Annotated in this window: 23 protein-coding genes, 1 pseudogene and 1 riboswitch; of the genes and pseudogenes, 16 read left to right on the plus strand and 8 right to left on the minus strand. The window is 70.7% G+C overall.

What is annotated here, in order from left to right; translation table 11 throughout:
• The first annotated feature begins 1 nt into the window (after position 1).
• Positions 2-1,204 carry a cytochrome P450 gene (locus AB0M95_RS02530; protein ID WP_363758357.1) on the plus strand — a complete coding sequence of 401 codons (1,203 nt, stop codon included), beginning with the start codon at positions 2-4 and terminating at the stop codon, positions 1,202-1,204.
• A 62-nt stretch (positions 1,205-1,266) separates the two neighbouring features.
• On the opposite strand, the gene AB0M95_RS02535 is transcribed toward AB0M95_RS02530, so the two are convergent.
• Positions 1,267-2,232: an SAM-dependent methyltransferase gene (locus tag AB0M95_RS02535; RefSeq protein WP_363758359.1), complete on the minus strand. Its 966-nt coding sequence runs from the start codon at positions 2,230-2,232 to the stop codon at positions 1,267-1,269.
• 265 nt (positions 2,233-2,497) lie between these two features.
• Here AB0M95_RS02535 and AB0M95_RS02540 point away from each other — a divergent pair, with 265 nt between their 5' ends.
• From AB0M95_RS02540 to AB0M95_RS02560, 5 genes are all read left to right on the plus strand, one after another.
• Entirely contained in the window at positions 2,498-3,388 is an 891-nt protein-coding gene (locus AB0M95_RS02540) for a DUF2520 domain-containing protein (protein WP_363758430.1), read from the plus strand.
• A gap of 88 nt (positions 3,389-3,476) precedes the next feature.
• Positions 3,477-4,352 carry a pantoate--beta-alanine ligase gene (gene panC / locus AB0M95_RS02545; RefSeq protein WP_363758361.1) on the plus strand — a complete coding sequence of 292 codons (876 nt, stop codon included), beginning with the start codon at positions 3,477-3,479 and terminating at the stop codon, positions 4,350-4,352.
• 111 nt (positions 4,353-4,463) lie between these two features.
• Positions 4,464-7,043, plus strand: a complete 2,580-nt coding sequence (locus AB0M95_RS02550; RefSeq protein WP_363758363.1) for an L-aspartate oxidase — start codon at positions 4,464-4,466, stop codon at positions 7,041-7,043.
• A complete protein-coding gene (locus tag AB0M95_RS02555; RefSeq protein WP_363758365.1) occupies positions 7,043-7,825 on the plus strand; it encodes a type III pantothenate kinase in 783 nt (260 codons plus the stop codon). Before AB0M95_RS02550 ends, AB0M95_RS02555 begins: the two co-directional genes overlap by 1 nt.
• 585 nt (positions 7,826-8,410) lie before the next feature.
• Positions 8,411-8,575: a LuxR C-terminal-related transcriptional regulator gene (locus AB0M95_RS02560; protein ID WP_307837838.1), complete on the plus strand. Its 165-nt coding sequence runs from the start codon at positions 8,411-8,413 to the stop codon at positions 8,573-8,575.
• A gap of 260 nt (positions 8,576-8,835) precedes the next feature.
• On the opposite strand, the gene AB0M95_RS02565 is transcribed toward AB0M95_RS02560, so the two are convergent.
• Complete coding sequence (locus AB0M95_RS02565; protein ID WP_363758367.1) at positions 8,836-9,903, minus strand: NlpC/P60 family protein; 1,068 nt, start codon at positions 9,901-9,903, stop codon at positions 8,836-8,838.
• Between the two features lie 5 nt (positions 9,904-9,908).
• Positions 9,909-10,110, minus strand: a riboswitch (cyclic di-AMP (ydaO/yuaA leader).
• A gap of 403 nt (positions 10,111-10,513) precedes the next feature.
• Here AB0M95_RS02565 and AB0M95_RS02570 point away from each other — a divergent pair.
• From AB0M95_RS02570 to AB0M95_RS02595, 6 genes are all read left to right on the plus strand, one after another.
• Positions 10,514-11,059, plus strand: coding sequence for an amino-acid N-acetyltransferase (locus AB0M95_RS02570; protein ID WP_358526484.1), 546 nt, complete (start codon positions 10,514-10,516; stop codon positions 11,057-11,059).
• 116 nt (positions 11,060-11,175) lie between these two features.
• Positions 11,176-12,426: an RDD family protein gene (locus tag AB0M95_RS02575; protein WP_363758369.1), complete on the plus strand. Its 1,251-nt coding sequence runs from the start codon at positions 11,176-11,178 to the stop codon at positions 12,424-12,426.
• Positions 12,427-13,587: 1,161 nt separating this feature from the next.
• On the plus strand, positions 13,588-13,731 hold the full coding sequence (locus AB0M95_RS02580; protein WP_363758371.1) for a hypothetical protein: 144 nt from the start codon (positions 13,588-13,590) through the stop codon (positions 13,729-13,731).
• A 117-nt stretch (positions 13,732-13,848) separates the two neighbouring features.
• Positions 13,849-14,181 carry an Lsr2 family protein gene (locus AB0M95_RS02585; protein ID WP_358526489.1) on the plus strand — a complete coding sequence of 111 codons (333 nt, stop codon included), beginning with the start codon at positions 13,849-13,851 and terminating at the stop codon, positions 14,179-14,181.
• 308 nt (positions 14,182-14,489) lie between these two features.
• Positions 14,490-17,045: an ATP-dependent Clp protease ATP-binding subunit gene (locus AB0M95_RS02590; RefSeq protein ID WP_363758373.1), complete on the plus strand. Its 2,556-nt coding sequence runs from the start codon at positions 14,490-14,492 to the stop codon at positions 17,043-17,045.
• 384 nt (positions 17,046-17,429) lie between these two features.
• A complete protein-coding gene (locus tag AB0M95_RS02595) occupies positions 17,430-18,374 on the plus strand; it encodes a TIM barrel protein (protein WP_363758375.1) in 945 nt (314 codons plus the stop codon).
• A gap of 174 nt (positions 18,375-18,548) precedes the next feature.
• Here the strand turns inward: AB0M95_RS02595 and AB0M95_RS02600 are convergent, their stop codons facing one another.
• Entirely contained in the window at positions 18,549-19,418 is an 870-nt protein-coding gene (locus AB0M95_RS02600) for an A/G-specific adenine glycosylase (RefSeq protein WP_363758377.1), read from the minus strand.
• A gap of 146 nt (positions 19,419-19,564) precedes the next feature.
• Between AB0M95_RS02600 and AB0M95_RS02605 the strand changes: the two genes are divergently transcribed.
• Complete coding sequence (locus AB0M95_RS02605; RefSeq protein WP_363758379.1) at positions 19,565-20,272, plus strand: hypothetical protein; 708 nt, start codon at positions 19,565-19,567, stop codon at positions 20,270-20,272.
• A 73-nt stretch (positions 20,273-20,345) separates the two neighbouring features.
• On the opposite strand, the gene disA is transcribed toward AB0M95_RS02605, so the two are convergent.
• From disA to AB0M95_RS02630, 5 genes are all read right to left on the minus strand, one after another.
• Positions 20,346-21,434: a DNA integrity scanning diadenylate cyclase DisA gene (gene disA / locus AB0M95_RS02610; RefSeq protein ID WP_363758381.1), complete on the minus strand. Its 1,089-nt coding sequence runs from the start codon at positions 21,432-21,434 to the stop codon at positions 20,346-20,348.
• Between the two features lie 77 nt (positions 21,435-21,511).
• Positions 21,512-22,945: a DNA repair protein RadA gene (radA, locus tag AB0M95_RS02615; protein WP_363758383.1), complete on the minus strand. Its 1,434-nt coding sequence runs from the start codon at positions 22,943-22,945 to the stop codon at positions 21,512-21,514.
• Between the two features lie 61 nt (positions 22,946-23,006).
• Positions 23,007-23,321: a thioredoxin gene (trxA, locus tag AB0M95_RS02620; RefSeq protein WP_363758385.1), complete on the minus strand. Its 315-nt coding sequence runs from the start codon at positions 23,319-23,321 to the stop codon at positions 23,007-23,009.
• Positions 23,318-23,698: a MerR family transcriptional regulator gene (locus AB0M95_RS02625; RefSeq protein WP_358526503.1), complete on the minus strand. Its 381-nt coding sequence runs from the start codon at positions 23,696-23,698 to the stop codon at positions 23,318-23,320. Before AB0M95_RS02625 ends, trxA begins: the two co-directional genes overlap by 4 nt.
• A gap of 79 nt (positions 23,699-23,777) precedes the next feature.
• Positions 23,778-24,476 carry a methyltransferase domain-containing protein gene (locus tag AB0M95_RS02630; RefSeq protein ID WP_363758387.1) on the minus strand — a complete coding sequence of 233 codons (699 nt, stop codon included), beginning with the start codon at positions 24,474-24,476 and terminating at the stop codon, positions 23,778-23,780.
• A gap of 105 nt (positions 24,477-24,581) precedes the next feature.
• Here AB0M95_RS02630 and AB0M95_RS02635 point away from each other — a divergent pair, with 105 nt between their 5' ends.
• From AB0M95_RS02635 to AB0M95_RS02645, 3 genes and pseudogenes are all read left to right on the plus strand, one after another.
• Positions 24,582-25,397: a sugar phosphate isomerase/epimerase gene (locus AB0M95_RS02635; protein WP_363758389.1), complete on the plus strand. Its 816-nt coding sequence runs from the start codon at positions 24,582-24,584 to the stop codon at positions 25,395-25,397.
• 61 nt (positions 25,398-25,458) lie between these two features.
• On the plus strand, positions 25,459-26,046 hold the full coding sequence (locus AB0M95_RS02640; RefSeq protein ID WP_363758391.1) for a TetR family transcriptional regulator: 588 nt from the start codon (positions 25,459-25,461) through the stop codon (positions 26,044-26,046).
• Positions 26,047-26,237: 191 nt separating this feature from the next.
• A pseudogene (locus AB0M95_RS02645) lies at positions 26,238-26,911 on the plus strand (Fe-S oxidoreductase); the annotation flags it as partial.

A 26,911-nucleotide genomic window follows, 5' to 3' on the forward strand; every position in this document is an offset into this window, starting at 1 on the left:
CGTGCAGTTCGACCCATGGAATCCCGAGTTCGTCGCCCACCCGTACGACGTCTACCGCGAGCTCCGCGCGACCGCGCCGGTCAGCTTCTTCGAGCCCACCGGCCAGTGGCTCGTGGCCCGCCACGAGGACGTCAACGCGGCGCTGCGCGACCGCCGGCTCGGCCGGTCCTACCTGCACGTGGCCTCGCACGAGGAGTTCGGCCGGGCGGCCGAGCCGGAGTTCCAGGAGCCGTTCTGGCGGGTCGTCCGCGCCGGGATGCTGGACGTCGAGCCGCCCGTCCACACCCGGCTGCGCCGCCTGGTGTCCAAGGCCTTCACGCCGCGCATGGTCGAGGAGCTGCGTCCCCGCGTTCGGCGCATCGCCGGGGAGCTGGTGGACGCCTTCGTCGAGCGCGGCGGCGGCGACCTGATCGCCGAGGTCGCCGAGCCGCTGCCCGTGACCGTCATCGCCGAGATGCTGGGCGTGCCCGAGTCCGACCGCCACCTGCTGCGCCCGTGGTCGGCGGATATCTGCGGCATGTACGAGCTGAACCCCTCGGACGAGGCCGCCCACACGGCCGTGCGCGCGGCGTCGGAGTTCTCCGACTACCTCGCCGGGCTCGCCGCCGCGCGCCGGGCCGACCCCGGGGACGACCTGATCAGCGCGCTCGCGCAGGTCGTGGACGAGGGCGACCGGCTCACCGAGGAGGAGCTGATCGGCACCTGCGTGCTGCTGCTGAACGCCGGGCACGAGGCCACCGTCAATGTGACCGGCAACGGCTGGTGGTCGCTGTTCCGCAACCCCGCCGAGCTCGAACGGCTGCGCGCCGACCTCTCGCTGCTGCCCTCGGCGATGGAGGAGCTGATGCGCTACGACACCCCGCTGCAGATGTTCGAGCGCTGGGTGCTTCAGGACATCACCATCGGCGGGGTGGAGATCCCCAAGGGCGTCGAGGTGGCGCTGCTGTTCGGCTCGGCCAACCGCGACCCGGAGGTGTTCGCGGACCCGGACCGGCTGGACGTGGGCCGTACGGACAACCCGCACATCTCGTTCGGGGCGGGCATCCACTTCTGCCTGGGCGCGCCCCTGGCCCGCGTGGAGCTCGCCGAGTCGTTCGGCGCGCTGCTGCGGACGGCTCCCAAGCTGGAGCTCGTGGAGGAGCCGGCCTGGAAGCCGAACTACGTCATCCGCGGCCTGGAGTCGCTGAAGGTCACCGCCGGCTGAGAGGGCTCCGGAGGCGGTCGAGCGTACCGAGGCAGACGGCCTGGTCGAGCGGCTGGGGCCGGTCAGGTCTTCCACTGGCCGAGCCAGCCGAAGCCCCCGAGGCCGTCCGGGTCGATCAGCTCGGCCTCCTCGGACGCGCGGGCGAGCGCCCGCAGGTAGCCGCCGGGGTCGGTGCCCGCGAGGCTGAGCGGGGGCCGGGCTCCGGTGACGCCCAGATCGCGCAGGGCCTGTCGTTGCGTGGTCAACGTTGTGGACATCGCGCCGGCCCGCTCGCCCGCCGCCGCGCACGCGTCCAGCGCGACGTGTGCGGTGATATCGCAGGACCCGTCGGGTATGGCGGGTACGCACGCCCCGTCGCGGTACCCGGCGAGCGTGCCCAGGGGCGGGCGGTTATCCACAGGGTGTGCATAATCGACGGCCACCGCGAGCCCGCGCGCGAGCCGGCTCACGACCGCCGCCCACGCCTCGTCGCGCGGCCTGCCGATCTCGGCGCGCAGGCCCGTCGAGCCGAGCGGCCACCACCGCTCCAGCCAGAGCCGGTCGGCTTCCTCCGGCGGGCCGTCCAGCCGCTCCGCGCCCGTCCGAGGGTCGACGAGGACGAGCCGCGGGCCGTCGGGCGTCTGCTCGGCGATGTCGACGGGCACGTTGTCCAGCCACTCGTTCGCGATCGCCAGCCCGGTGACGCTCTCGGGAAGAGCGGCCGTCCAGGCGATCTCCTCGGGAAGGCCCGCGGGCCGCGGTGAGAGGTCGACGGCCGTGACGCGCAGGCGCCCGGCGAGCTCCGGCTCGGCCACGCGCAGGATCTCGGCGACGAGCAGGCCGTCCCCCGAGCCGACGTCGACCAGGTCGAGCCGGTCGGGGCGGCCCAGCCGGGCGTCCACCGTGATCAGCAGGCGCAGCACCGCGGCGGCGAACACGGGAGAGGCGCCGACCGACGTGCGGAAGTGGCCGGAAGGGCGCTCGCGCATGTAAAAGCCGTCTTCGCCGTAAAGCGCCCGCTGGAATGCCTCCCGCCACGTCACCCACACGGCACTGGACGCTACCGGATTCGTCTGCAGTGCTCCGGCCTTCAGCTTCAGGCCGGGGGTGAAGCGGACTGTCCCGCGTAGCGGGCGGGGAAAGCCGATCCGCCGCCAAGGCGGATCGGCGTTTGACCGTCCTCTTGACGCCCTTGATGGACGGGGGTGATTCGCGCGGAAAAGCGGCCAAGAGGAGCCGAACCACGGTGGCCTGGGGCGTGCCCGTTACGCTGGACGACTGGGTTTCGATACGTCGAGGGTGAACGGGAACGTGATGCGGACAAGCGACCGGCCGGGACGCCTCGCCGTCGGCGTGCTCGGCGCCGGGCGGGTGGGCTCGGTGCTCGGTGCCGCGCTCGAGCAGGCCGGGCATCACGTCGCGGCCGCCGCCGGGGTGTCCGAGGAGTCGCGCCGCCGGGCCGCCGACCGTCTCGGCGTCGGGCTGTCCCGCCCCGAGGACGTCATCCACCAGGCCGACCTGGTGCTGCTCACCGTCCCGGACGACGTGCTGCCCGGCCTCGTCTCCGGCCTCGCCGCCACCGGCGTGGACCTGCGCGGCAAGATGCTCCTGCACGCCAGCGGCGCGTACGGCCTCGGCGTCCTCGAACCGGCCACGGCCGCCGGCGCGCTGCCGTTCGCGATCCACCCCGTGATGACCTTCACCGGCAGGGACGACGACCTGCGCCGTCTCGTGGGCTGCTCGTTCGGCGTCACCGCGCCCGAGGCGCTCAGGCCCGTCGCCGAGGCCCTGGTCATCGAGATGGGCGGCGAGCCGGTGTGGGTCGCGGACGAGGACCGCGCGCTCTACCACGCGGCCCTGGCCGGCGCCGCCAACCACATGGTCACGCTGATCGCCGAGTCGCAGGAACTGCTCAGGAAGATCGGGGTGGAGCACCCCGGCCGCATGCTCGGGCCTCTGCTCGGCGCGGCCCTGGACAACGCGCTGCGCCTCGGCCTGTCCGGGCTCACCGGGCCGGTCGTGCGCGGCGACGCGGGCACCGTGCGCAAGCACGTCGACGCGCTGATCCTCGCCGCGCCCGAGGCCGCGGACGCGTACATCGCGCTGGCCCGGCTCACCGCCGACCGCGCTCTCGCGGCCGGGCTGCTGAAGCCCGAGGCCGCCGAGCGCCTGCTCGACGCGCTCGGCGGCAACACATGGACGTGACCCCCGGCACGCCCGGCGCGGCCGGGAGAACCGCAGAGACACCCGCGGCAGGGCCGGGCGCCCGGCCGCAGACCCCTGGAGGTGACGCGTGGACGTGATCGTCGCGCATGACCGTTCCGAGCTCCTCGCTGCGCGTGCGGCGCTCGGCGTCGGAGCCGAAAGCGCCTCCGAGGGGTCTCGGACACTCGCGCTGGTCCCCACGATGGGGGCGCTGCACGAGGGGCATCGCTCGCTGATCCGCCTCGCCCGCGAGCGCGCCGGGCACGTCGCGGTGAGCATCTTCGTCAACCCTCTGCAGTTCGGCCCGAACGAAGATTTCTCCCGCTATCCCCGGACGTTCGACGCCGACCTGGAGGTGTGCGCGGCCGAGGGCGTCGAGCTGGTCTTCGCCCCGGCGGCCGACGAGATCTACCTGCCCGACCGGCAGGTCGGCATCTCGTCCGGCCAGATGGGCACGATCGTCGAGGGCGCGTTCCGGCCGGGCCACTTCGACGGCGTGCTGACGGTAGTCCTCAAGCTGTTCAACCTGGTCAGGCCCGACATCGCGGTCTTCGGGCAGAAGGACGCCCAGCAGCTCGCGATGATCCGCCGCATGGTCGCCGACCTCGACCTGCCGATCACCATCGTGGGCGCGCCGACGGTCCGCGAGCCGGACGGGCTCGCCCTGTCCAGCCGCAACCGCTACCTTTCGCCCGCCGACCGCGCCACGGCCCTGGCGCTCTCGGCGGCGCTGCGCGAGGGCGCGGCGCACAAGCGTCCCGAGGACATCCTCGGCGCGGCGCGGGCCGTGCTGGACGCCGCGGCCGTGGCCGACCCTCCGCTGGCGCTGGACTACCTGAGCCTGGTCGACCCGGCGACGTTCGCCGCCGTCGGCGCGGACCACGAGGGGGAGGCGATCCTCGTCGTGGCCGCCAAGGTGGGGGGTACCCGCCTCATCGACAACGTCGTGCTCACCGTCCCCTAGTCCGGTACTTTGGGCTTTCACCTGCGATAACACCTTTTGTCCCACCCCCTCTGCCTCGCCTTCTTGCCTCGTCCTTTATCGTCATCTTGACGAATATGAGGGGAGCGATCCATGTCCCACCCGCCCATCCCCCGGCGGCTCACCGCGCCCGCCCCCGGCTGGACCGTCCACGCCGACGTCGTCGTCGTGGGGTCCGGCATCGCCGGTCTCACCGTGGCGCTCCACCACGCCGAGCTCGCCCCCGGCGCCCGGGTGCTGGTCGTCACCAAGGACGTGCTGTCCGCGGGCTCCACGCGCTGGGCGCAGGGCGGGATCGCCGCCGTGCTCGACCCCGCCGACTCCTCCGACGAGCACCTCTGCGACACGCTGGTCGCCGGGGTCGGCCTCTGCGACTCGCGTGCCGTCCATACCCTGGTCACCGAGGGGCCGGACGCGCTGCGCCGCCTCATGCGGCACGGCGCGCGCTTCGACCGCGACCCCGGCGGCAGGCTGCAGCTCACCCGCGAGGGCGGCCACCACCGCGACCGCATCGTCCACGCCGGCGGCGACGCGACCGGCGCCGAGGTCCAGCGGGCCCTCGTCGAGGCCGTGCGGGCGGCGGCGCCAGGGCCCGGCGAGTGCGGCGGCATCGAGATCATCGAGCACGCGCTCGTCCTGGACCTGCTCAAGGACGCCTCCGGCGCCGCCTGCGGGATCACCCTCCACGTCATGGGCGAGGGCGCCAGGGACGGCGTGGGCGCGGTCCGCGCGGGCGCCGTCGTGCTCGCCACCGGCGGCATGGGCCAGGTCTACTCCGCCACCACCAACCCGCTGGTCTCCACGGGCGACGGCGTGGCGCTCGCGCTGCGCGCCGGGGCGGTCGTGCGGGACCTGGAGTTCGTCCAGTTCCACCCGACGGTCCTGTGGCTGGGCGAGGACGCGACCGGCCAGCAGCCGCTCATCTCCGAGGCCGTGCGCGGCGAGGGCGCCGTCCTGGTCGACGCCACGGGCGAGCGGTTCATGACCGGCGTCCACGAACTCGCCGAGCTGGCCCCGCGCGATGTCGTGGCCAAGGCGATCATGCGCAGGATGCTGGAGACCGGGGCGTCCCACGTCCACCTCGACGGGCGGCACTTCGGCGAAGAGAAATGGCGCACGCGCTTCCCCACGATCTACGCGATCTGCCTGGAACACGGCATCGACCCCGCGCGCGAGCCCATCCCGGTCGCCCCCGCGGCCCACTACGCCAGCGGCGGCGTCCGCACCGATCTGCGCGGCCGCACCAGCGTCCCCGGCCTGTACGCCTGCGGCGAGGTCGCCTGCACGGGCGTGCACGGCGCTAACCGGCTCGCGTCCAACTCGCTGCTGGAGGGCCTGGTCTTCGCCGAGCGCATCGCGGCCGACCTCGCCGCCGAGGCCGCCGAGGCCGCCGAGCGTCCCGCGCCCGGCGAGCCGGTGGACGACGGCCGCGCCGCCGGGCTGGTCGACCCCCGGGCGCGCGCCCGCGTCCAGGGCCGCATGAGCGCGGGCGCGGGCGTGCTGCGCGGCGCCGCGAGCCTGGCGGAGGTCGCCCGCGGCCTCGTGGACGCCCGCTGGACCCCCGTGACCGTCGATCCGTGCACCGAGTCCTGGGAGACCACGAACCTGCTCACGGTGGCCACCGTGCTCGTCGCGGCGGCCGGGGCCCGCGAGGAGACGCGCGGCTCCCACTGGCGCGAGGACCACCCCGAGCGCGACGATGCCGGATGGCTGGGGCACCTGGACGTGACCCTGGGCGAGGAAGGACTGAGCATGACGTACCGGCGGCACGAAGGCGGGCCCGGGGAGACGGCCATCTCCGGTCACCTGGAGGCGGACCTCACCCTGGCCGGCCTCGACCCGGCGGCGGTCGCCGCGGTGATCGACGCGGCCCTCGCCGAGGACCTCGCCCAGGAGGGCGACGTGACCACGATCGCCACCATCCCGGCCGGTCAACCGGCCGTCGGCGACCTCGTGGCCCGCGCGGACGGCGTGGTGGCGGGCCTCGCCGTCGCCGAGGCGGTGTTCCTCGCCGCGTCCCAGGGACGCCTCACGGCCGAGCGCCGCGTGAAGGACGGCGAGCGCGTCGCGCGCGGCGACGTCCTGATGACGCTGACCGGCCCGGCGCGCGACCTCCTCACGGCCGAGCGCGCCGCGCTCAACCTGCTCACCCACCTGTCCGGGATCGCCACGCTCACCAACCGCTGGGTCCGGGCCGTGAACGGCGCGAAGGCGCGCGTCCGCGACACCCGCAAGACCCTCGCCGGCCTGCGCGCCCTGGAGAAGTACGCGGTGAGGTGCGGCGGCGGCGTGAACCACCGGATGTCCCTTTCGGACGCGGCCTTGATCAAGGACAATCACGTGGTGGCGGCGGGTGGGGTCGCCGAGGCGTTCCGCGCGGTGCGGGCGGCGTACCCCGGCCTGCCCATCGAGGTGGAAGTCGACCGGATCGACCAGCTCGAACCCGTGCTGGCGGAAGGGGCGGAGGAGATCCTGCTGGACAACTTCACCGTCGAAGAGCTCGCACTGGCCGTGCGCCTGGTGGACGGCAGGGCGCGCCTGGAGGCCAGCGGCGGTCTCAGGCTGGAATCGGCGCGTGAGGTCGCCGAAACCGGGGTCGACTACCTTGCTGTGGGGGCGCTGACCCACTCCGCGCCCGCACTCGACATCGCTCTGGACCTACGGGGGGCTTGATGCTGCTCACGATCGACGTCGGCAACACCCACACCGTGCTCGGCCTCTTCGAAGGCGAGGAGCTGATCGAGCACTGGCGCCTCGCCACGGACGCGAGGCGCACCGCCGACGAGATCGCGGTCGTCCTCCAGGGGCTGCTCGGCCAGAGCCCCCTGCTCAAGGGCGCCGACATCAGCGGCATCTCCATCTGCTCCACCGTCCCGTCCGTGCTGAACGAGATGCGTGAGATGTGCCGGCGCTACTACGGCGACGTCACGGCCGTCATCGTGGAGCCCGGCGTGCGCACCGGCGTGCCGGTGCGCATGGACAACCCCAAGGAAATCGGCAGCGACCGCATCGTCAACGCGCTCGCCGCCATCACGTTGTACGGCGGGCCGTGCGTGATCGTCGACTTCGGCACGGCCACCTCGTTCGACGCCGTGTCCGCCAAGGGCGAGTACGTCGGCGCGGTCACCGCCCCCGGCATCGAGATCTCCGTGGACGCCCTGGCGGCCGCGGGCGCGCAGCTCCACAAGGTGGAGCTCGTGCGCCCGCGCTCGATGATCGCCAAGAACACCGTCGAGGCGCTCCAGGCCGGCATCATCTACGGCTTCGCCGGGCAGGTGGACGGCATCGTCGAGCGCATGGCGCCCGAGCTCGCCGCCGACCCGGACGACGTCACGGTCGTGGCCACCGGCTCGCTCGCCTCCCCCGTGGTGGACGAGGCGCGCTCGATCGACGTGCACGAGCCGTGGCTCACGCTCATCGGATTGCGGCTCATCTACAACCGCAACACCAGCTGACCCATTCGTCCGCGCGGGCGCGCATCGGCCGAGATCCATATCGAAGCGCCCGCGCCGATTACGCGGCCGGGCGAGGTCCATAGCGTCTAAAGCCGGTCCCGGGGACACCTTCCGTACGTGGGCGCGTTCGGCCGAAAAAGGTCGGAATGGGCCAGTGATTTCACGGATAATTACGGGCGGAGACGCGTTGATCTTATATGCGCGGTGGGGGTGATCCCACCGTACGCGCCGCCGAGTCCGTCGTCGACCAGCATCGCGGGCGGCCGGGGCCGCGTCCCCGGCCGGTGCCCTCCTCGATCTTCACGCCTGTCGGCCCCCCAGCCTACGGGTTCGCGAACATGTCATGAGTAGTTCACATATGCACTGGTATGTCAATCAAGAAGGGAACGCCTATGGAGGGTCGGAGCTTGACGACCTTTGAACGTGGCGTTTACCGTTCCTGACGGGCGAGCCAGAAGCATTCCAGTATGTTGCCGAGTTCGTCGTGGGGGAGGACACCCGATGGCGTATCCGGATCTGGTTTCCCGAGGGAATGACATTCCCCCGGGATCAGACGGCGTGGGGTTGAGTGACGATGATCTTCTCTTGCTCGCCGAACTGGCCAAGGGCGTGACCGTCGACCGTGTGGGTCGGCGGCTCGACGTCAGCGGCCGTACGGTCCGGCGCCGCCTCCGGGGCATCTGCGACCGCATCGGCGTCGCCACCGCCATCGAGGCCGTGGCATGGGCGGCCCGCCGCAGGCTGATCTAGCCGATCCAGCCCGCGAGAGCCGGCCACCCCGGGAACCGGTCGCCCACCACCCGGGGTGCGCCTGTGTCAGCCGATCCTGTGCCGGCCTGTGCATCGGCGTCGGCCCGTGTATCGGCCCGATGCCGGCCGCCCCGGCCGGACTCGGTCGGCCCGGCCAGGTCGGCACGGTTGGTTCGGTCGGCCCGGCCAGGTCGGTTCGGTTGGTTCGGCCAGGTCGGTTCGGTTGGTTCGGTCGGCCCGGCCAGGTCGGTTCGGTCGGCTCAGTCGGCGATGCGCACGGCTCCGGCGAACGGACGGTTGCCCAGCGGGACGACCCGCACGACGTCACCCGTGCGCGGGGCGTGCACCATCATTCCGCCCCCGATGTAGAGGCCGACGTGGTGCAGGTCGCCGTAGAAGAACACCAGGTCGCCCGGGCGCATGTCCTCCCGGTTGATGTGCGTGCCCGCCGTCCACTGGTCGCCGGTGTAGTGTGGCAGGCTGATGCCGACCTTCTGGTAGGCCCACATCACCAGGCCGGAGCAGTCGTAGGTGCTCGGGCCCGCCGCGCCCCACACGTACGGCTTGAGCTGCTGGGTCATCGCCCACCTGGCGGCCTCGGCGGCCTTGCCCTGGCCCGGGATCGGGATGTCGATGCGGGTGGCCCGCCCGTACGTCTGCCCGGCCTGCGACAGCGCCCGCTTGAACAGCGTGCTCTCGGTCTTGGCGACCAGCTTGCGGATCTTGTCGCGCTGTGAGGACAGATCGGCGACGAGCTTCTTGACCTCGCCTTCGCGCGCCTTGGCGCTTTCCTTCGCGCGTTCGGCGATGTCCATGGACTTGGTGATCTGGGAGACCTCCTCGCCCTGCTGCAACTGGAGGGCGTAGGTGGTCGCGGCGCGGTCCAGGTAGCCGTCGGGGTCGCCGGACATCGCCAGCGCCAGGGAGGAGCCCACACCGCCGGTCATGTACGCGTCCTGGGCGTACAGGGCCGCCTGGCGGCGCTTCTCCTCCAGGTCGGTCTCGCTGCGCGTGAGCGTCTTCTTGGCGAGCTCGGCCGAGCGCTGCGCCTGCTTCAGGCGTTCCTTCTGGCCGTTGTACTGCTCGGTGAGCGACTCGATCTGCTCGTAGAGGCTCTCGACCTGGTTCTTGAGGTCCTTGAGGCTCGGCTTCGGCTCGGCGGTCGCCGACACGAGCGGCGAGCCGAACGTCAGGACGGTCAGGGCGGCGGTGACGAGCGCGATCCGGCGGGGAAGACGCTTGGTGACTCCGCCGGCTTGGGCGCGCTCCGTACGTTTGGGACGGGCATGCCTGCCCGCGCTTCTACCAGGCGTGCGCCTAGGCTGCACCAACGAGCTCCTCTCCTCGGCCGCCTACCGGGTTAGCTGACGGGTTCGGGCCGGAGTAGCCCTACCGAGCGCGCGACCACAGAGGACACGTCCATGCCCTCCCTCTCGGATTCACCCCGGGATGGCGGCCCGCCGGGGGCGTGCCCCCTGCGTGCGCCGTTGGGTCCCCGGTTCCCGCCGCTTACGGGGGTGCGGCCGGGATTCGGCGGCGCGGCCACCGCTGTGCGATGACCGGTATCGACGCTGGACACTAGTGCAGCTCAGGTTCCGCCTCAACCGGAACTGCGGATTCTGTTGAGGTTTCACAACCGGGACATCACAGGATGATCACGCTCCAAGTGCTTGCGGGGCTGCATTACCCTGCGTTTATGCGTTTTTGACCTCAAGTCGGGCGCACGTGACGCAGGTCCGCGACTGTGCGGAACGTCATATCCCGCCGAAGCGGATGTCGTCGCCGTCTCTTTGACGCCACGCGTTCACTCCGTCACCATCCGCCACGCCGATATCGAGGGGGCGGGGTTTCGGGCGGTCCGATACCGCGATCGATCCCGGAATCGATGCGGTAACGCCGGCGGCGGCGGACCCGCGCGGGAGGATACCCTGGCGCTTCATGGAGCAGGTCGTGGAGTCCGTGCCCTCCGGCAGCACGGTGGTGGTGCGACGAGCCCGCACGCCCGACGTCCGGGCCATCAGGCGGCTCGTCGACACCTACTCCGGCGACGGCCCGCGCCTGCTGCGCAAGTCGACGGTCACCCTTTACGAGGACGTCCAGGAGTTCTGGGTCGCCGAACGGGACGGCGCGGTCGTCGGATGCGGGGCGCTTCACGTCCTCTGGGAGGATCTGGCCGAGATTCGCACCGTTGCGGTCGATATCGGCTGCCGTGGCATGGGAATCGGGCATATGATCGTCGGCGCGCTCATCGACGCGGCTCGCGATCTGGGGCTGCGGCGGGTCTTCTGCCTGACGTTCGAGGTCGAATTCTTCGCCAGGCACGGTTTCGCCCCCATCCAGGGCACTCCGGTGTCTCCTGAGGTGTACGCCGAGTTGCTCGACTCCTACGATGAGGGCGTAGCCGAGTTCCTCGATCTGGAACATGTCAAGCCCAACACCCTCGGCAACACGCGGATGCTCCTCCATTTGGTCCCCCGATCTTGACCCTCGCGATGACCTGATGGAAAGGTGACTGTTGATGCGGCTGTCGCTACGTTGGGCAACACCACTGCATGCGTGTCTGACATATGCCGCATGCGAAGCCGAAGTGAGGTGACACGGTGAGCACCGGACAGCCGCCGTACCCCCGCGACGAACCGGACGGCCACCAGCCGTCGTCCGGATCTCCGCAATACGGGCATCAGAACGCAGATCCTGAGGTGACGGTCGTCCACCGTCCTCAGCCGACATCGGAACACCCCAACCAGTACGGCCAGCAGCAGGGCTACGGCCAGCAGTACGGCCAGCAGGGTCAGCAGTACGGTCAGCAGCAGGGCTACGGCCAGCCGGCGGCCGGCCAGGGCTATGGTCAGCAGAGTCAGCAGGGCTACGGCCAGCAGGGCTACGGCGACCAGGGCTACGGCGACCAGGCGTACGGGCAGCAGCAGGCGTCCTATGGTCAGCAGGGTCAGCAGGGCCAGCAGTCGTACGGGCAGCAGCCGCAGTACGGTCAGCAGGGCCAGCAGCAGGGCTACGGCGACCAGGGTTACGGTCAGCAGAGCCAGCAGCAGGGTTATGGCCAGCAGGCGGGGGGTTACGGCCAGCAGCAGGGCTACGGTCAGCAGTACGGCCAGCAGGGGCAGCAGGCCCAGCCGGGGTACGGCGACCAGGGCTACGCCCAGCAGGGGTACGGCCAGCAGCAGGGCTACGGCGAGCAGTACGGCCAGCAGCAGGCGCAGTACGGGCAGCAGAGCTACAACCAGCCCGGGCACTCCCCGCAGGGCTACGGCCAGCAGGGGTACGGCCAGGCGCCCGGCTACCAGCAGTCGTACGGTGCCGCCGCCGCAGGCCCGGTCCCCCCGGGCGCGCCGGCGCCGCTGGCGGAGTGGTGGCAGCGCCTCGTCGCCCGCATCATCGACGCCGTGATCCTCGCGATCCCGACGTTCATCCTCACCGCCGTCATCGCCGCCATCTTCGTCACCTCGCCGAGCTTCGACGCGAGCACGGGGACGATCATCGAGGGCGGCGGTGCCTTCATCGCCGGGCTGCTCGGCGCGATCATCATCGGCCTGGCCTACGTCGCCTACGAATTCCTGATGCTCCGGCAGCGCGGCCAGACGATCGGCAAGATCGCCATGGGCATCAAGGTCGTCCCGGTGGGCGGCTCCGTGCAGTCGCCGCTCGCCACCGACGTGGTGGGCAAGCGCGCGCTCGTCCTCTACGGGCCGAGGTTCCTCCAGTGGATTCCGTTCCTCGGCTGGATCGCCGGCCTCTTCGCGCTCGTGAACCTCCTGTGGCTGTTCTGGGACAAGCCGCTGCAGCAGACCCTTCACGACAAGGTCGCGAACACGGTCGTCGTCAAGGTCAAGTAGTTACGTCGCCGTATCAGGGCCGGGGGGTGCTCCTCCGGCCCTGACGCGTGTCCGGGGCCGGCCGCCGCCCGGGCGGGGCGGGACCCCGGACTTCGCGATCGGTGACGCCAACATCGGCGAATCGGTAACGGACAGACCTGTATATGCGATAGGACCTTGCACGAACCCGAATCCACCTTCGCTTGTCGCGAAAGGCGATCAGATGACCGCAGAACCGCCCCGAGTCGGTCACCCCAAGCATCCCCCTCCGGCTCGCGCCGGAGCGCGTCACGTCCCGCAGGGCGGCGCGCACGGCCGCGCTCACGCCGACCGGGGTCCGCACGGGCCCATGTCCCTTCTCGCGGGCCGTGCCGCCCGCCCGTCGGACGCCGCCGGCTCGCCGCCGCGCGCGTCCGCGTCCATCTCTCCGGCCCTGCCGTTCGGCGGTGATAGCGGCCCCGCGTAGCCGATCCCGGCATCGCTCCTGACGCCGATCGCCGGCGCTTCTCGTCTTCTCCGATGGAAATCCCCGCCGACCCTGACGCGGCGGTCATCGGCGTGCCTTCTGGTTCTTGGTGCGGTCATTACGTTCGGTGTGTACACAGTCCGGCGGCTTTGAGACGCATTCCCTGTACGGAGTGACACCCGGCGAAGAAGACGACGAAGATCCGTCTTGCGGCGGACCGGCGGAGGGTGCCGCCGTTTCCGTCGCGGCGATGAAGCGCGAGACCGACTTCCCGCGGCCCGTGGTTCTCAACGGCATTACCGCCTCCGGATGGCCCGCCGTCATCTTCGGACGCGTCCCGGCGCGCTAATCTCCGCCTACAAGGTGTCGGACAGGCGGCGCGCGACAAGACCGAGGCGTGTGGTTGTCGTCACCGGATCCCCGTCTACATCGGCATTATCGACACGGACGGGCCCGCCGTGGCGGGCTCCGCCGGTGTTTTCGGGGGTTCGCCATTCCTGGGGCATCCGGTAAGGGGACTGATGAGATCGGGAAAGCTGTGGAACGGTCCTTCGCCGGGGTTTGACGCCCGCCCCGCAACCCGTGCTGACCTCCTGTGGGGATAGAGTCGGTCCTGACTCCCCTGATCAGGCGACCGCGGTACGGGCCTGCGGGGTACCGTGTGACAATTAGCGTAGGGGCCGGTGAATGCCGCCCCCCGCGTGGAGCGAGGATCAATGAGCGATGTATTGTCCGCGTTGATACCGCCCAGCGTTGTGGCTGCGGTGGTCATCGTGGCCGTGGTCAAGCTACTTCGTTCCGAAGCGGCGGGCCTGCGGCAGGCGGCGGAACCACAGGAGAAGTCCGGGGCTTCCGACTGACCCCGACGGGTCGGTCCCCCCTTCCATCAATCGACACCGCCCTTGAATTGTCAACAAGGGTTAGTGGGTATATGTTTAGCAGACGAATCGAACATTGCTCTGCGAAAGGATTGCCAGATGGCCACGCAGATCCAGAAGATACTCATCGACGACCTCGATGGCGGCGAGGCCAATCAGACTGTCAACTTCGCGATTGATGGCTCCGCCTACGAGATAGACCTGAGCGACGACAACGCGAAGAAGCTGCGCGAGGCGCTGTCCTCTTTCGTCTCGGGCGCACGTAAGGCCGAGGGTGTGCCTGTGCGGGGCCGTAAGCGTGGTGGCGGGCAGCGTCCGTCCCGGGAAAAGAGCTCGGAGATCAGGGCCTGGGCCAAGGCCCACGGCATCTCCGTGAGTGAGCGCGGTCGTATTGCCTCCTCCGTCGTGGAGCAGTACGAAGCGGCACACTGACGGCTCTTTGTGATCGGTCGGCTGTGGCGGTGATGGACCAATCGCCGCCATAGCCGCATGATCGCGTTATGCGTGAGTGATCGTCCCGGTGCGCGGCCGGGGCGCTCGCGTATATCAGCGGTGTTAAACGTCGTTCGCTTCGGGCGTAGCGGGAACACGCAGCCGCCTAACAGTAGTTGGATGGTGCGTGAACGCCCTGCTCTCGGGGAACGTCTGGTGTATAGAGCGGTCACCGGTCGGGGCTAGCATGCGGATGCGGCGGGCCCGGATATCCCGAGCTGCCTGACCGCTCTGTGAGGAGCGACGCGATGTTCGAAAGGTTCACTGACCGCGCACGGCGGGTTGTCGTCCTGGCCCAAGAAGAGGCCCGGATGCTCAACCACAACTACATCGGCACTGAGCACATTCTTCTTGGCTTGATCCATGAGGGAGAAGGCGTTGCCGCCAAGGCTCTTGAGAGCCTGGGCATCAGTCTTGAAGGTGTGCGCCAGCAGGTCGAGGAGATCATCGGCCAGGGCCAGTCCGCGCCGTCGGGGCACATCCCCTTCACCCCGCGCGCCAAGAAGGTCCTCGAGCTGTCGCTCCGAGAAGCCCTGCAGTTGGGCCACAACTACATCGGCACCGAGCACATCCTCCTCGGCCTCATCCGCGAGGGCGAGGGCGTGGCCGCTCAGGTGCTGGTAAAGCTTGGCGCCGATCTCAACCGGGTCCGGCAGCAGGTCATCCAGTTGCTCCACGGCTACCAGGGCAAGGAGCCCGCGGCGGCAGGTGGGCCTCAGGAGTCCGCTCCGTCGACCTCGCTCGTGCTGGACCAGTTTGGCCGCAACCTGACCCAAGCGGCCCGTGAGGGCAAGCTCGACCCGGTGATCGGGCGCGACAAGGAGATCGAGCGGGTCATGCAGGTCCTGTCCCGCAGGACCAAGAACAACCCCGTTCTGGTCGGAGAGCCCGGCGTCGGCAAGACGGCCGTGGTCGAAGGGCTGTCCCAGAAGATCGTCAAGGGCGAGGTTCCCGAGACGCTGAAGGACAAGCAGCTCTACACCCTCGACCTCGGCGCCCTCGTCGCCGGCTCGCGCTACCGCGGTGACTTCGAAGAGCGCCTGAAGAAGGTTCTCAAGGAGATCCGCACCCGCGGCGACATCATCCTGTTCATCGACGAGCTGCACACGCTGGTCGGAGCGGGCGCCGCCGAGGGCGCGATCGACGCCGCCAGCATCCTCAAGCCGATGCTGGCCCGCGGTGAGCTCCAGACCATCGGCGCCACCACGCTGGACGAGTACCGCAAGCACCTGGAGAAGGACGCCGCCCTGGAGCGCCGCTTCCAGCCCATCCAGGTCGCCGAGCCCTCGCTCAGCCACACGATCGAGATCCTCAAGGGTCTGCGCGACCGTTACGAGGCCCACCACCGCGTGACGATCACCGACGCCGCCCTGGTCGCCGCCGCGCAGCTCGCCGACCGCTACATCAGCGACCGGTTCCTGCCGGACAAGGCGATCGACCTCATCGACGAGGCCGGCTCGCGCATGCGCATCCGCCGCATGACCGCCCCGCCGGACCTGCGCGAGTTCGACGAGAAGATCGCGCAGGTGCGCCGCGACAAGGAGTCCGCGATCGACGCGCAGGACTTCGAGAAGGCCGCGGCCCTCCGTGACCAGGAGAAGCAGCTCCAGCTCAAGCGCGACCGGCGCGAGAAGGAGTGGAAGGCCGGCGACATGGACGTCGTGGCCGAGGTCACCGAGGAGCTCATCGCCGAGGTCCTCGCGACCGCCACCGGCATCCCGGTCTTCAAGCTCACCGAGGAGGAGTCCCAGCGGCTGCTCCGCATGGAGGACGAGCTCCACAAGCGCATCATCGGCCAGGACGACGCGATCAAGGGTCTGTCCCGGGCGATCCGCCGCACGCGCGCCGGTCTGAAGGACCCGCGCCGCCCGGGTGGCTCGTTCATCTTCGCCGGCCCGTCCGGCGTCGGTAAGACGGAGCTGTCCAAGGCGCTCGCCGAGTTCCTCTTCGGGGACGAGGACGCGCTGATCATGCTGGACATGTCCGAGTTCATGGAGAAGCACACCGTCTCGCGGCTGTTCGGCTCCCCGCCCGGCTACGTCGGGTACGAAGAGGGCGGCCAGCTCACCGAGAAGGTCCGGCGCAAGCCGTTCTCCGTGGTCCTGTTCGACGAGATCGAGAAGGCCCACCCGGACATCTTCAACTCGCTGCTGCAGATCCTGGAGGACGGTCGCCTGACCGACGCCCAGGGCCGGGTCGTCGACTTCAAGAACACCGTCATCATCATGACGACCAACCTCGGTACCCGCGACATCTCCAAGGGCATCGGGGTCGGGTTCGCGAAGTCGAACGACGTCGAGGGCAACTACGACCGGATGAAGTCGAAGGTCCAGGAAGAGCTCAAGCAGCACTTCCGTCCTGAGTTCCTCAACCGTGTCGACGACACCGTGGTCTTCCACCAGCTCACGCCCGCCGAGATCATCCAGATCGTCGATCTGATGCTCGCCCAGGTGGACCAGCGTCTGAAGGACCGCGACATGGGTCTGGAGCTCACGCAGGAGGCCAAGCAGCTGCTGGCCGACCGCGGCTACGACCCCGTCCTCGGCGCGCGCCCGCTGCGCCGCACCATCCAGCGCGAGCTGGAGGACGCCCTGTCCGAGAAGATCCTGTACGGCGAGCTGCGTCCGGGTCAGATCGTCAAGATCGCGATCGAGGGCGAGGGCGAGAGCGCCACGTTCACCTTCACGGGTGAGCAGAAGTCCCAGCCGGAGATCCCGGACTCGGCGGCGGCCATCGCCGACGCCGCGACCGCCGGCAGTCGCGCCGGCGCGTCCGCCGGTCCGGTGGACCGGACGCACCCGTGAGGCGGCCGCTCGGCTGAAATTTCCGCCGAAGACCCCCTGTGAGCAGGCTCACGGGGGGTCTTTCGCATTTCGTGAGATCACTTTGACGGGATTCGCTATGACACCACCGAAGGTAGTACTACACTCCGTAGAGCGAATCGGGCCAAGTCTCGACCAAGTGGTTCACAAGATCCACTGAGTACGGTGCGGCAGATCGAGATCCGCCCGCCGACGTAGCGGCGGATCCGCTGCCGGGTGGACGCGCCAGGTGGCGCGCCCCGGGCAGACTCGGGCGGGCCAGGCCGGATTCCCGGCAGGCAGGAGATCACCGCCGCGCCGCGCGACCCCACCGGGTCGTGCGAGGCGACGGAACCCGCGACGAGTAGTACGCCTGGGAGGCACGCAATGCGTCTGAGCCATGAGGACGGCACGCTCGTTCACGTGTCCTACAACGCGGGCGTGCACCCCGCGGAGGACCTCGAGAACCTCATCGCGCACCTCACCCGCTACGCCGTGCCGGTGCGCAGGCGGCTCGGGGTCGACCGGCTCGGCATCGGCCTGTGGCTGGCCCCCGCGGTCGCCGACCATCTGACCGCCGACCGCATCGAGCTGGTCCGGCTGCGCCGATCGCTGGAGGAGCGCGGCCTGGAGGTCGTCAGCCTCAACGGCACCGGCGGACGCGGCATGGGCCAGGACAGCCCCGGCCCCGACTGGGCCAAGCCCGAGCGGTACCGGTACACCATGGCCCTGGCGAAGATCCTCGCCTTCCTGCTGCCGGAGGACGTCCGGTTCGGCAGCATCTCGACGATTCCGATCGGCTGGCGGCGCGACTGGCCCGCCGACCTGCACGCCATCGCCTCCCGGCGCCTGGACCGGCTCTCGCGCGAGCTGCGCGGCCTGCACAGCGTCACGGGCAAGACGATCAGGGTCGGCTTCCAGCCGTGGCCGGGCTGCGTCCTGGAGACGACCGAGCAGGTCGTGCGGCGCGTGTGCGGCATCGACTCCGAGTACCTCGGCGTCTGCCTGGACGCCTGCCACCTGACCTGCGGCGTCGAGGAGCCGGGCGCCGCGCTGCGCGGCGTGGCCGACGCCGGGGCGACCGTGGTCAAGCTGGGCCACGTCCACAACCACACCGGCGAGGTTCCCGGCACCGAGTCGATCCTGGAGAACACGCTGGCCGCCATCCTGGCCGGTCCGGGCAGCGGCGGCGCGCACATCGAGGTCGAGGCCCACGGCCTGGCGGCCCCCGCCAAGGGCAAGGGCCCCGCCGCCCTGGTCGCCGCCCTGGCCGACGAACTCGACTGGACCCGCCGCAACCTGACGGCCTTCGGCCTCAAACTCGCCGCCTGACCGCGCCGCCGGCTGTCGTCGGCTGAGAAAGCCCGTGAAACCGTCGTAATGGGGTCGGTCGATCGAGCTCTCTTCAAGGGCTTGAGGGTCTTCGGGAGAGGTGGGTCGTATGGCGAGAACCCGGCCGCCGTCGAGCGCCTCCGGGGGCGATGAACGGTCGCCGGCGCGCGACGGTCAGGCCGGCAGGCGGTAGGTGCCGTCCGCGAGCGGCTCGGCGAGGCCGTCGGCCACGAGGCCGTCCAGGGCGCGCTCGCGCTGCACCGGGTCGGCCGTCCACACCGCGTCCAGGGCCGCCTTCGGCACGGGGCCGTGCGCGTCCCTGAGGACCGCCAGGAGCCGTCCGCGGCATTGGCGGTCGGTGCCCGCGTACGTCTGCCCGCGTCGCTCAGGGCCCTCGTACGGCGGCCGTCCCGCCAGGCGCCAGGCGCAGGAGGCGGACACCGGGCAGTCGGCGCAGCGGGGCGTGCGCGCCGTGCAGACGAGCGCGCCGAGCTCCATGATCGCGACCGCCCACCGGGGCGCGCCCAGGGGCGGGATCAGCGACTCGGCCAGCTTCCGCTCCGCCGCCGTGGTGGCCGTCGGCGGGTACTCCTCGCCCCGGACGGCCCGCGCCAGCACCCGGCGCACGTTGGTGTCCAGGACGGCGTGGCTGCGGCCGTACGCGAAGCTCGCGACCGCCGCGGCCGTGTAGTCGCCGATGCCGGGCAGCGTGCGGAGCTCGTCATACGTCGAGGGCACCTGCCCGTCGTGGTCGGTGGTGATCGCGCGGGCGCACGCGTGCAGGTTCAGGGCGCGGCGCGGATACCCGAGGCGCCCCCAGTGGCGGACGGCCTCGCCGGGCGGCTCGGCGGCGAGGGCGGCGGGCGTGGGCCAGCGGTCCATCCACTCCTCCCAGATCGGCTGGACGCGGGCCACCGGGGTCTGCTGGAGCATGATCTCGCTCACCAGGATGCCCCAGGGAGTCGCCTCGGGCCGCCGCCACGGAAGATCCCGCGCGTTGCCCGCGTACCAGTCGAGGATGGCCGTATGAAGTCCGTTTCCCACGCGCTCGAGCCTAGAACCTGGCGCGGCCCCCATGAGCGTTCACCGGGTGGGGGTTTTGGCGGATATGGCGGTGGGTTTCAGGGTGGGGTTTTGGGGGATCGGCGGGTCGACACACCCGGCGGCTCACAACTCTCCATACTGTGAGTATGGATCCGGATACGTTCCGTGGCGACGTCGGTGTAGAGGGGCCGGAGGTCTACTGGCGCCGCAGGGTGTCGGTGCTCACCGGCGCCCTCGTCGTGGTGGCCGTCGTGGCATGGGCCTGCACGAGCGCGTCCGGGGGGTCGGGGTCGAACTCGGGCGGGCGGCAAGGCGGCGCGGCCCAGAAGAGCGGCCCGCCGACGGTCACCGCGACCCCGTCCACGACCGCGACCACTCCGGCGCCCGCCGCCAAGGCCGCCGTCCCTTCGCCCCCGCCCGTGACGCCGAAGCCCTCGCCCACCCGCACCCGCAGGCCCGGCGACCCGTGCGAGAAGTCCGACCTCGTGCTCAGCCTTCGCGGCGAGTCGGAGGTCTACCACCGCAAGGGCACGCCGAGGTTCCTGCTCGCCGTCGTCAACACCGGCCGCGTCGACTGTTCGGTGGACGTGGGGCCGCGTGCGGTGGAGGTCCGCATCACCTCGGGCGACGACCGCGTCTGGTCGACGGCCGACTGCCTGAGCGGCGAGCGCAGGGAGGTCCGCCGGTTGCGGCGCGGCGTGCCCCACGTGCGCATGGTCGACTGGGATCGCCGCCGGTCCGCGCCGGACTGCCGGGCCTCACGCCCGAAGGCGCACGACGGCACGTACGTCGCCACCGCCCGCATAGGCACCCTGCACAGCCCCCGGGTGGTCTTCCACCTACGCCACCCCTGAACCCATGAGTTCGGGGCGCCCAAAAGTGCGCCCCGAACCGCCGTGCCGGAGGCGCGGCCATGAACACAGCCATTTACACGTATCTCTCCAAGATGGATGCTTCGGCCAGGCGGGAGAGGCCCTCGCGGACGTTGCGGGCGCGGGACTCGCCGACGCCGCCCACCGACTGCAGGTCGTCGGTGCTGGCCGCCAGGAGCTTCTGGAGGCCGCCGAAGTGGTCGACGAGCCGGTCGACGACGCTGCCGGGCAGTCGGGGCACCTTGGCGAGCAGGCGGAAGCCGCGCGGGTTGACCGCTTTGTCCAGTGCCTCGGAGCCGTCGTGGCCGAGGACGTGCGCCACCGCCGTGAGGTCGAGCAGGTCGCCGGGGGACAGCCGGTCCAGCTCGGCGAGCGAGTCGGTGACCGAGCGCGGGCGCCGCCCGCCCTGGGCCGGAAGGTAGTCGCGCAGGATCAGATCGCGGTCCTCCTCGACCCCGGCCACCAGCTCGGCGAGCTGCAGCGACAGCAGCCGCCCGTCGGTGCCGAGCTCGACGACGTAGCCTTCGATCTCGCCGGCGATGCGGCGCACCATCTCCAGCCGCTGCACCACCACCGCGACGTCGCGCGCCGTGACCAGGTCCTCGATCTCCAGGGCCGACAGCGTGCCCGAGACCTCGTCCAGGCGCATCTTGTACCGTTCGAGCGTGGCGAGCGCCTGATTGGCCTTGGAGAGGATCGCCGCGGACTCCTCCAGGACGTACCGGACGCCGTCGAGGTAGAGCGCGATGATGTGCATCGATTTGCTGATGGAGATCACCGGCGAGCCGGTCTGCAGGGCCACGCGCTGGGCGGTGCGGTGGCGGGTGCCCGACTCGTTGGTGGGGATGGTCGGGTCGGGGACGAGGTGGACGGCCGCCCGCACGATCTTGCCGGTCGCGGAGTCCAGGACGATGGCGCCGTCCATCTTGGCCAGCTCGCGCAGGCGCGTCGCGGAGAACTCGACGTCGAGCGTGAACCCGCCCGTGCAGAGATCTTCGACCCCGCGGTGGTATTCGAGGACGATGAGCGCACCCGTGTGCCCACGGAGAATGCGCTCCAGGCCGTCGCGGAGCTCGGTGCCCGGAGCGAGGGCGGCAAGGGTGGATCGTCGGCGATCGTCGATGCCCTTGGAGTTGTTCGCCACATGACCCCCGATGGTCGCTGACCTCGCCCAGTTTAGCGGCGATATGCCGCCGCGGGCCGGGAGCGCGGCGGCGAGGCTCATGTGACGTGCGTCAACGCGTCCCAGACGTTCTCTGCTTCTGTGACGTCGAAACCCTGGGAGAAGTTCGTCGTGCGGATGGGCGACCGCGCCACCGGGACGGGCCTGCGGGCCTCGCGCCCGTCCGGGGACGGCAGCGCGGGCGGGTCCTGGTCGAGGGAGCCGGTGGGGACCAGGGCGTGCGAGAAGCCGAGCCGCGCGGCCTCGGCCACCCGGCGCCGGATGTCCCTGACCGGGCGCAGCTCGCCCGCGAGGCCGACCTCGCCGAGGACGATCAGGCCGGGCGGCAGGGGACGGTCGCCCGCCGCGCTGGCCACGGCGAGCATCACCGCGAGGTCGACCGCCGGGTCGTTGAGCCGGATGCCGCCGACGGTCGCGGTGAAGACGTCACAGCCGCTCAGCCGGGCGTTCAGCCGACGCTCCAGGACGGCGAGGATCATCGTCACGCGGAAGGGATCGAGGCCGGAGGTCGAGCGGCGTGGCTGCTGGGCCTCGGTGGGGCCGACCAGCGCCTGGACCTCGGCGGGCAGCGGCCGGGTGCCCTCGACCGTGACGGTGACGCACGTGCCGGGGACGGGCTCGGAGCGGCGCGAGACGAACAGGCCGCTCGGGTCGGGCAGCCCCTGGATGCCGCGCTCGTTCAGGTCGAAGCAGCCGACCTCGTCGGTGGGGCCGAAGCGGTTCTTGATGCACCGCACCATGCGCAGCCGCGAGTGGCGGTCGCCCTCGAAGTGGAGCACGACGTCGACGAGGTGTTCCAGGACGCGGGGGCCGGCGATCGAGCCGTCCTTGGTGACGTGGCCGACCAGGACCGTGGACAGGCCGCGCTCCTTGGCCAGGCGCACCAGATTGCCCGTCACCTCGCGGACCTGCGTGACGCCGCCCGGGACCCCCGTGGCCTGGGCGGAGCCGATGGTCTGCACGGAGTCGACGATCAGCAGCCGGGGCTGGACCTTCTCGACGTGGCTGACCAGGGCGGCGAGGTCGGTCTCGGCCGCGAGGTAGAGGCGCTCCTGGATGGCGCCGATGCGGTCGGCGCGCATGCGGACCTGGGCGGCGGACTCCTCGCCCGTGACGTACAGGACGGTCTCGTGGCGGGCCATGCTCGCCGCGGCCTCCAGCAGCAGCGTGGACTTGCCGATGCCCGGCTCGCCGGCGAGCAGCACGACGGCGCCGGGGACGAGCCCGCCGCCGAGCACGCGGTCGAGCTCGCCGACGCCGGTGGTGCGGGCGCGGGCGAACTCGGCCTTGACCTCGCCGATCGGCAGCGCGGGGGAGGTCACGGCGCCCCCCTGGACGACGTGGACGCCGGCGCGGGCCTCCTCGGCGTCGACCGTGCCCCATGCCTGGCACTCGCCGCAGCGGCCCACCCATTTGGAGGTGCGCCACCCGCACTCGGCGCAGCGGTACCCGGCCTTCTGCGTCTTGGTCATGGGGGGCACGTTATCGGCCCGCGCCGACAATTCACATCGGCCGCGCGCCCGCCCGGAGGCGCTAGAACCGCCCCTCCAGCTCGGCCAGCAGCAGCCGCTTGGGCTTGGCGCCGACGACCTGGCGCACCACCTCGCCGTGCCGGTAGAGGTTCATCGTGGGGAAGGCCATCACGCCGTACCGGGAGGCGATATCGGGGTGGTCCTCGGCGTTCAGCTTGGCGACGGTCAGCCGGTCGGCATACTCGCCCGCGATCTCCTCCAGGATCGGCGCGACCATGCGGCACGGCGGGCACCACTCCGTCCAGAAGTCCACGAGGACGGGCTTGTCGCTCTGGAGGACCTGTTCGGTGAAGTTCTCGGCGGTCAGCGTGATCATGTCGTTCCTCCGGTTCTCAGCGCGCATCCCGGGCACGCCTCGGCGAGTTGGGCCGCCACCTCGGCGCGGCGGCCGAACAGGGTGCGGATCTGCTCGTCGATCTCGGCGAGCTTGCGGCGGTAGACCTCGACGGACTCGGGGCAGGCGTTCCCGGCGTCGTTGCCGGCGCGCAGGCACTCGACGAACGGCCGCGCGTCCTCCAGGGTGAAGCCCACCGTGATGAGCGAGCGGATCTCGGCGACCACCTTCACGTCGGACTCGTCGTACTCCCGGTAGCCGTTGGACGTCCTCCTGGCCGCCAGCAGCCCCTGCTGCTCGTAGTAGCGCAGCGCCCGGGTGCTCACCCCCGCCCGCCTCGCCAGCTCGCCGATCCGCATCGGTCCTCCCTGATCCGCGTTCACGCTAAGCCTTGACGTCAACGTCAAGGTCAAGCCCGCGCATCCCGGAAGAGGGACGTCAGAACAGGCGCCAGCGCAGGATGTTGGGGTAGGCGACCTCCAGGCCGGGCGTGCGCGCGATGGCCTCTTCGGCGACGTCGGGCGCGAACTCGATGCGCAGGACGGCCTCCAGGTCGGCGCGGGTGGAGAAGACCATGCGCAGGTCCAGCTCCCGGCGCTGCCAGCCCTGCCGCGACCAGAACGCCTCCACGGCCGCCGCCGAGTAGGACGGCACCGTGCGGCTGAACCAGGCACCGAAGTCGCCGCGGCTCGCGTCCAGGTCGATGACGAACGCCGCGCCGCCGCGCCGCACCACCCGGGACAGCTCGCGCAGGCCGGGCTCGCAGCCGGGGCCGAAGAAGTACGCCCACCGGGCGAAGGCGACGTCGACCGAGGAGTCGGGGACGGGCAGCGCCTGGGCGGTCGCCGTGCGGACGAACACGCGGGGCAGCGCGCGGCAGCGTTCGGCGGCGAGGGCGGCGAGCGCGGCGTGCGGCTCGACGCCGATGACCGTGCGCGCCGTGGCGGCGAGCCCCGGCAGGTGGTAACCGGTGCCGCAGCCGATGTCGAGGACGGCGCCTCCCGTCCAGGGGCGGATCGCCGACATCGCGGCCTCGGCGGCGCCGTCCGGGTCGACGGCCCGGTTCTCCAGCTCGTAGGTCCGGGGTGAGTTCCATATATTCGGGCTGGGAATGGCCCCATCGACGATCCGCGCCATGGGGCATACGCTAGACCAGGCATAACGCGAACAGGCGCGTGTGATCTCCGTTGCATCCGGGTTGCGCTACGCGACCTGGGCGCGACCCGGCTTAGGCTGGCAGATGTGACCGACGTCATCCGTGTCCCGAACGCCAAGATCGCATTGTCCACCGCGTCGGTGTATCCCGAGCGCACTCCGGACGCCTTCGAACTGGCCGCCCGCCTCGGTTACGACGGCGTCGAGGTCATGGTCGGCGCCGACCCGATCAGCCAGGACATCGACGTGATCGAGCGCCTTTCGGACCACTACGGCATTCCCGTCCTGGCCGTCCACGCCCCCTGTCTCCTCGTCACCCAGCGCGTCTGGGGCCGTGACCCCTGGGCCAAGCTCGTCAAGGCGCAGAAGGCCGCGGAGCGGCTCGGCGCGCGTACGGTCGTCGTGCACCCGCCGTTCCGGTGGCAGCGCGACTACGCCCGCGACTTCGAGACCGGCCTCGCCCGCATGCGCGACGAGACCGACGTCGTCTTCGCGGTCGAGAACATGTTCCCCCTGCGCGCCCGCGGCACCGAGGTCGTGCCGTACTCCCCGGGCTGGGACGTCGTCGACTACGACTTCCCCCAGGTCACCCTCGACCTGTCCCACACGGCCGTGTCGGGGTCCGACGCGCTGCAGATGGCCGAGAAGCTCGGCGACCGCCTCGCCCACCTGCACCTCGCCGACGGCGTGGGCACCACCAACAAGGACGAGCACCTGGTGCCCGGACGGGGGAGCCAGCCCTGTGCCCGCGTCCTGGAAAAGCTGGCCACCGCCGGGTACGGCGGCCTCATCGTCCTGGAGATCAACACCCGTAAGGCGTCCGGGCGCAGCGAGCGCATCGACGACCTGGCCGAGGGGCTGGCCTTCGCCCGGCTGCACTTCGCGGCGTCCTCCTCGACATGATCGGGTCTTTGTCGGCATGATCCGATCCGAGACCGGCGATGACGGTGCGGAAGGCGGAGGGGTGACGGCGGAAAGACGGCGTCCAGGGAGGCGCCCGGGTTCGGCGGACACGCGCGGCGAGATCGTCGTCGCGGCCCGCAAGATCTTCGCTGAGAAGGGTTTCGACAAGACGACGATCCGGGGCATCGCCCGGGAGGCCGGGGTGGACCCGGCGCTCGTCCACCACTATTTCGACACCAAGGAGGGCATCTTCGTCGCGGCCCTCCATCTGCCCGTGGACCCCTCGAAGGTGATCCCTCTGATCCTGGAGGGGCCGCGTGAGCAGGTCGGCGAGCGGGTCACCCGGTTCATCCTGACGTTGACGGCCGACCCGACGGCCCGCGAGCCGATCATCGCCCTCATGCGCAGCGCGATGACCAACGAGCGGGTCGTCGCGATGATCCGCGAGTTCATGACCCGGGCGATCCTGGAGCGGGTGGCGGCCGGCCTGGACATCCCGCCGATCCGCATGGAGGCGGCGTTCGCGCAGATGTTTGGCGTGGTCTTGCTGCGGTACGTCCTCCAGGTGGAGCCGGTGGCGTCCGTCGACATCGAGGAGCTCGTCGGCCTTCTCGCGCCGACGGTCCAGCGTTACCTCGGCGCCGACTGATCGAACCCGGGCCGAGACCTTCACAGAGCATTGTTCTAGCCAGTGCGGCCGAAGGGTCGCACCTGTGCATGGCCATAAGTTACTGGCGGGTACTATTCGGAGTGGCTTCGCCGTCACGGTGGACGACCGGTGTGTCCTGCTGTGTCTGCTGTGTCTACGCTGGGCAGCCAACGCCCTAGTTTGGAGGACCCGTGCTCCTTGTAGCGATCATCGGGCTCGTGATGACCGCCATCGCGGTCACCCTCGCCGGTCGCCGCGCGCACTGGCTCTACAACCTCGCCACGAGCGGCCAGCCCGCTCCCGAACGCGTGGAGTACGCCAAGGAGAACGCCGGCGCCGAGCTCAGGGCGCAGGTGGTGGAGGTGTTCGCGCAGAAGAAGCTGTTGAAGTGGACGCCGTCGGGTGTGGCGCACTTCGTGGTGTTCTGGGCGTTCGTGATCTTGGCAACGGTGTATCTGGAGGCCTACGGCGCGCTGCTCCAGGGCGCGATCAGCGGGACCCCGGACTTCCATATCCCGCTGGTCGGGACCTGGCCGGTGCTGGGGTTCCTGCAGGACCTCATCGCGGTGGCGTGCCTGCTGGGCCTGGTGGGTTTCGCGGTCATCCGGGTCAAGAACTCGCCGAAGAAGCTGGGCCGCACTTCGCGGTTCTCCGGCTCGCACCTGGGCGGCGCCTGGCTCATCCTGTTCATGATCTTCAACGTGCTGTGGACGATGTTCCTGTTCCGCGGCGCGGCCGTCAACACCGGCAACTTCCCCTACACCTCGGGCGCGTTCGCCTCCGAGGCGGTGGCCAAGGTGCTGCCCACCAGTGAGGCGCTGGAGTCGGTGGGGCTGCTGCTGCACATCGGCGTCATGCTGGTGTT

Source organism: Sphaerisporangium sp. NPDC051017, assembly GCF_040683095.1.
Lineage (GTDB): Bacteria > Actinomycetota > Actinomycetes > Streptosporangiales > Streptosporangiaceae > Sphaerisporangium.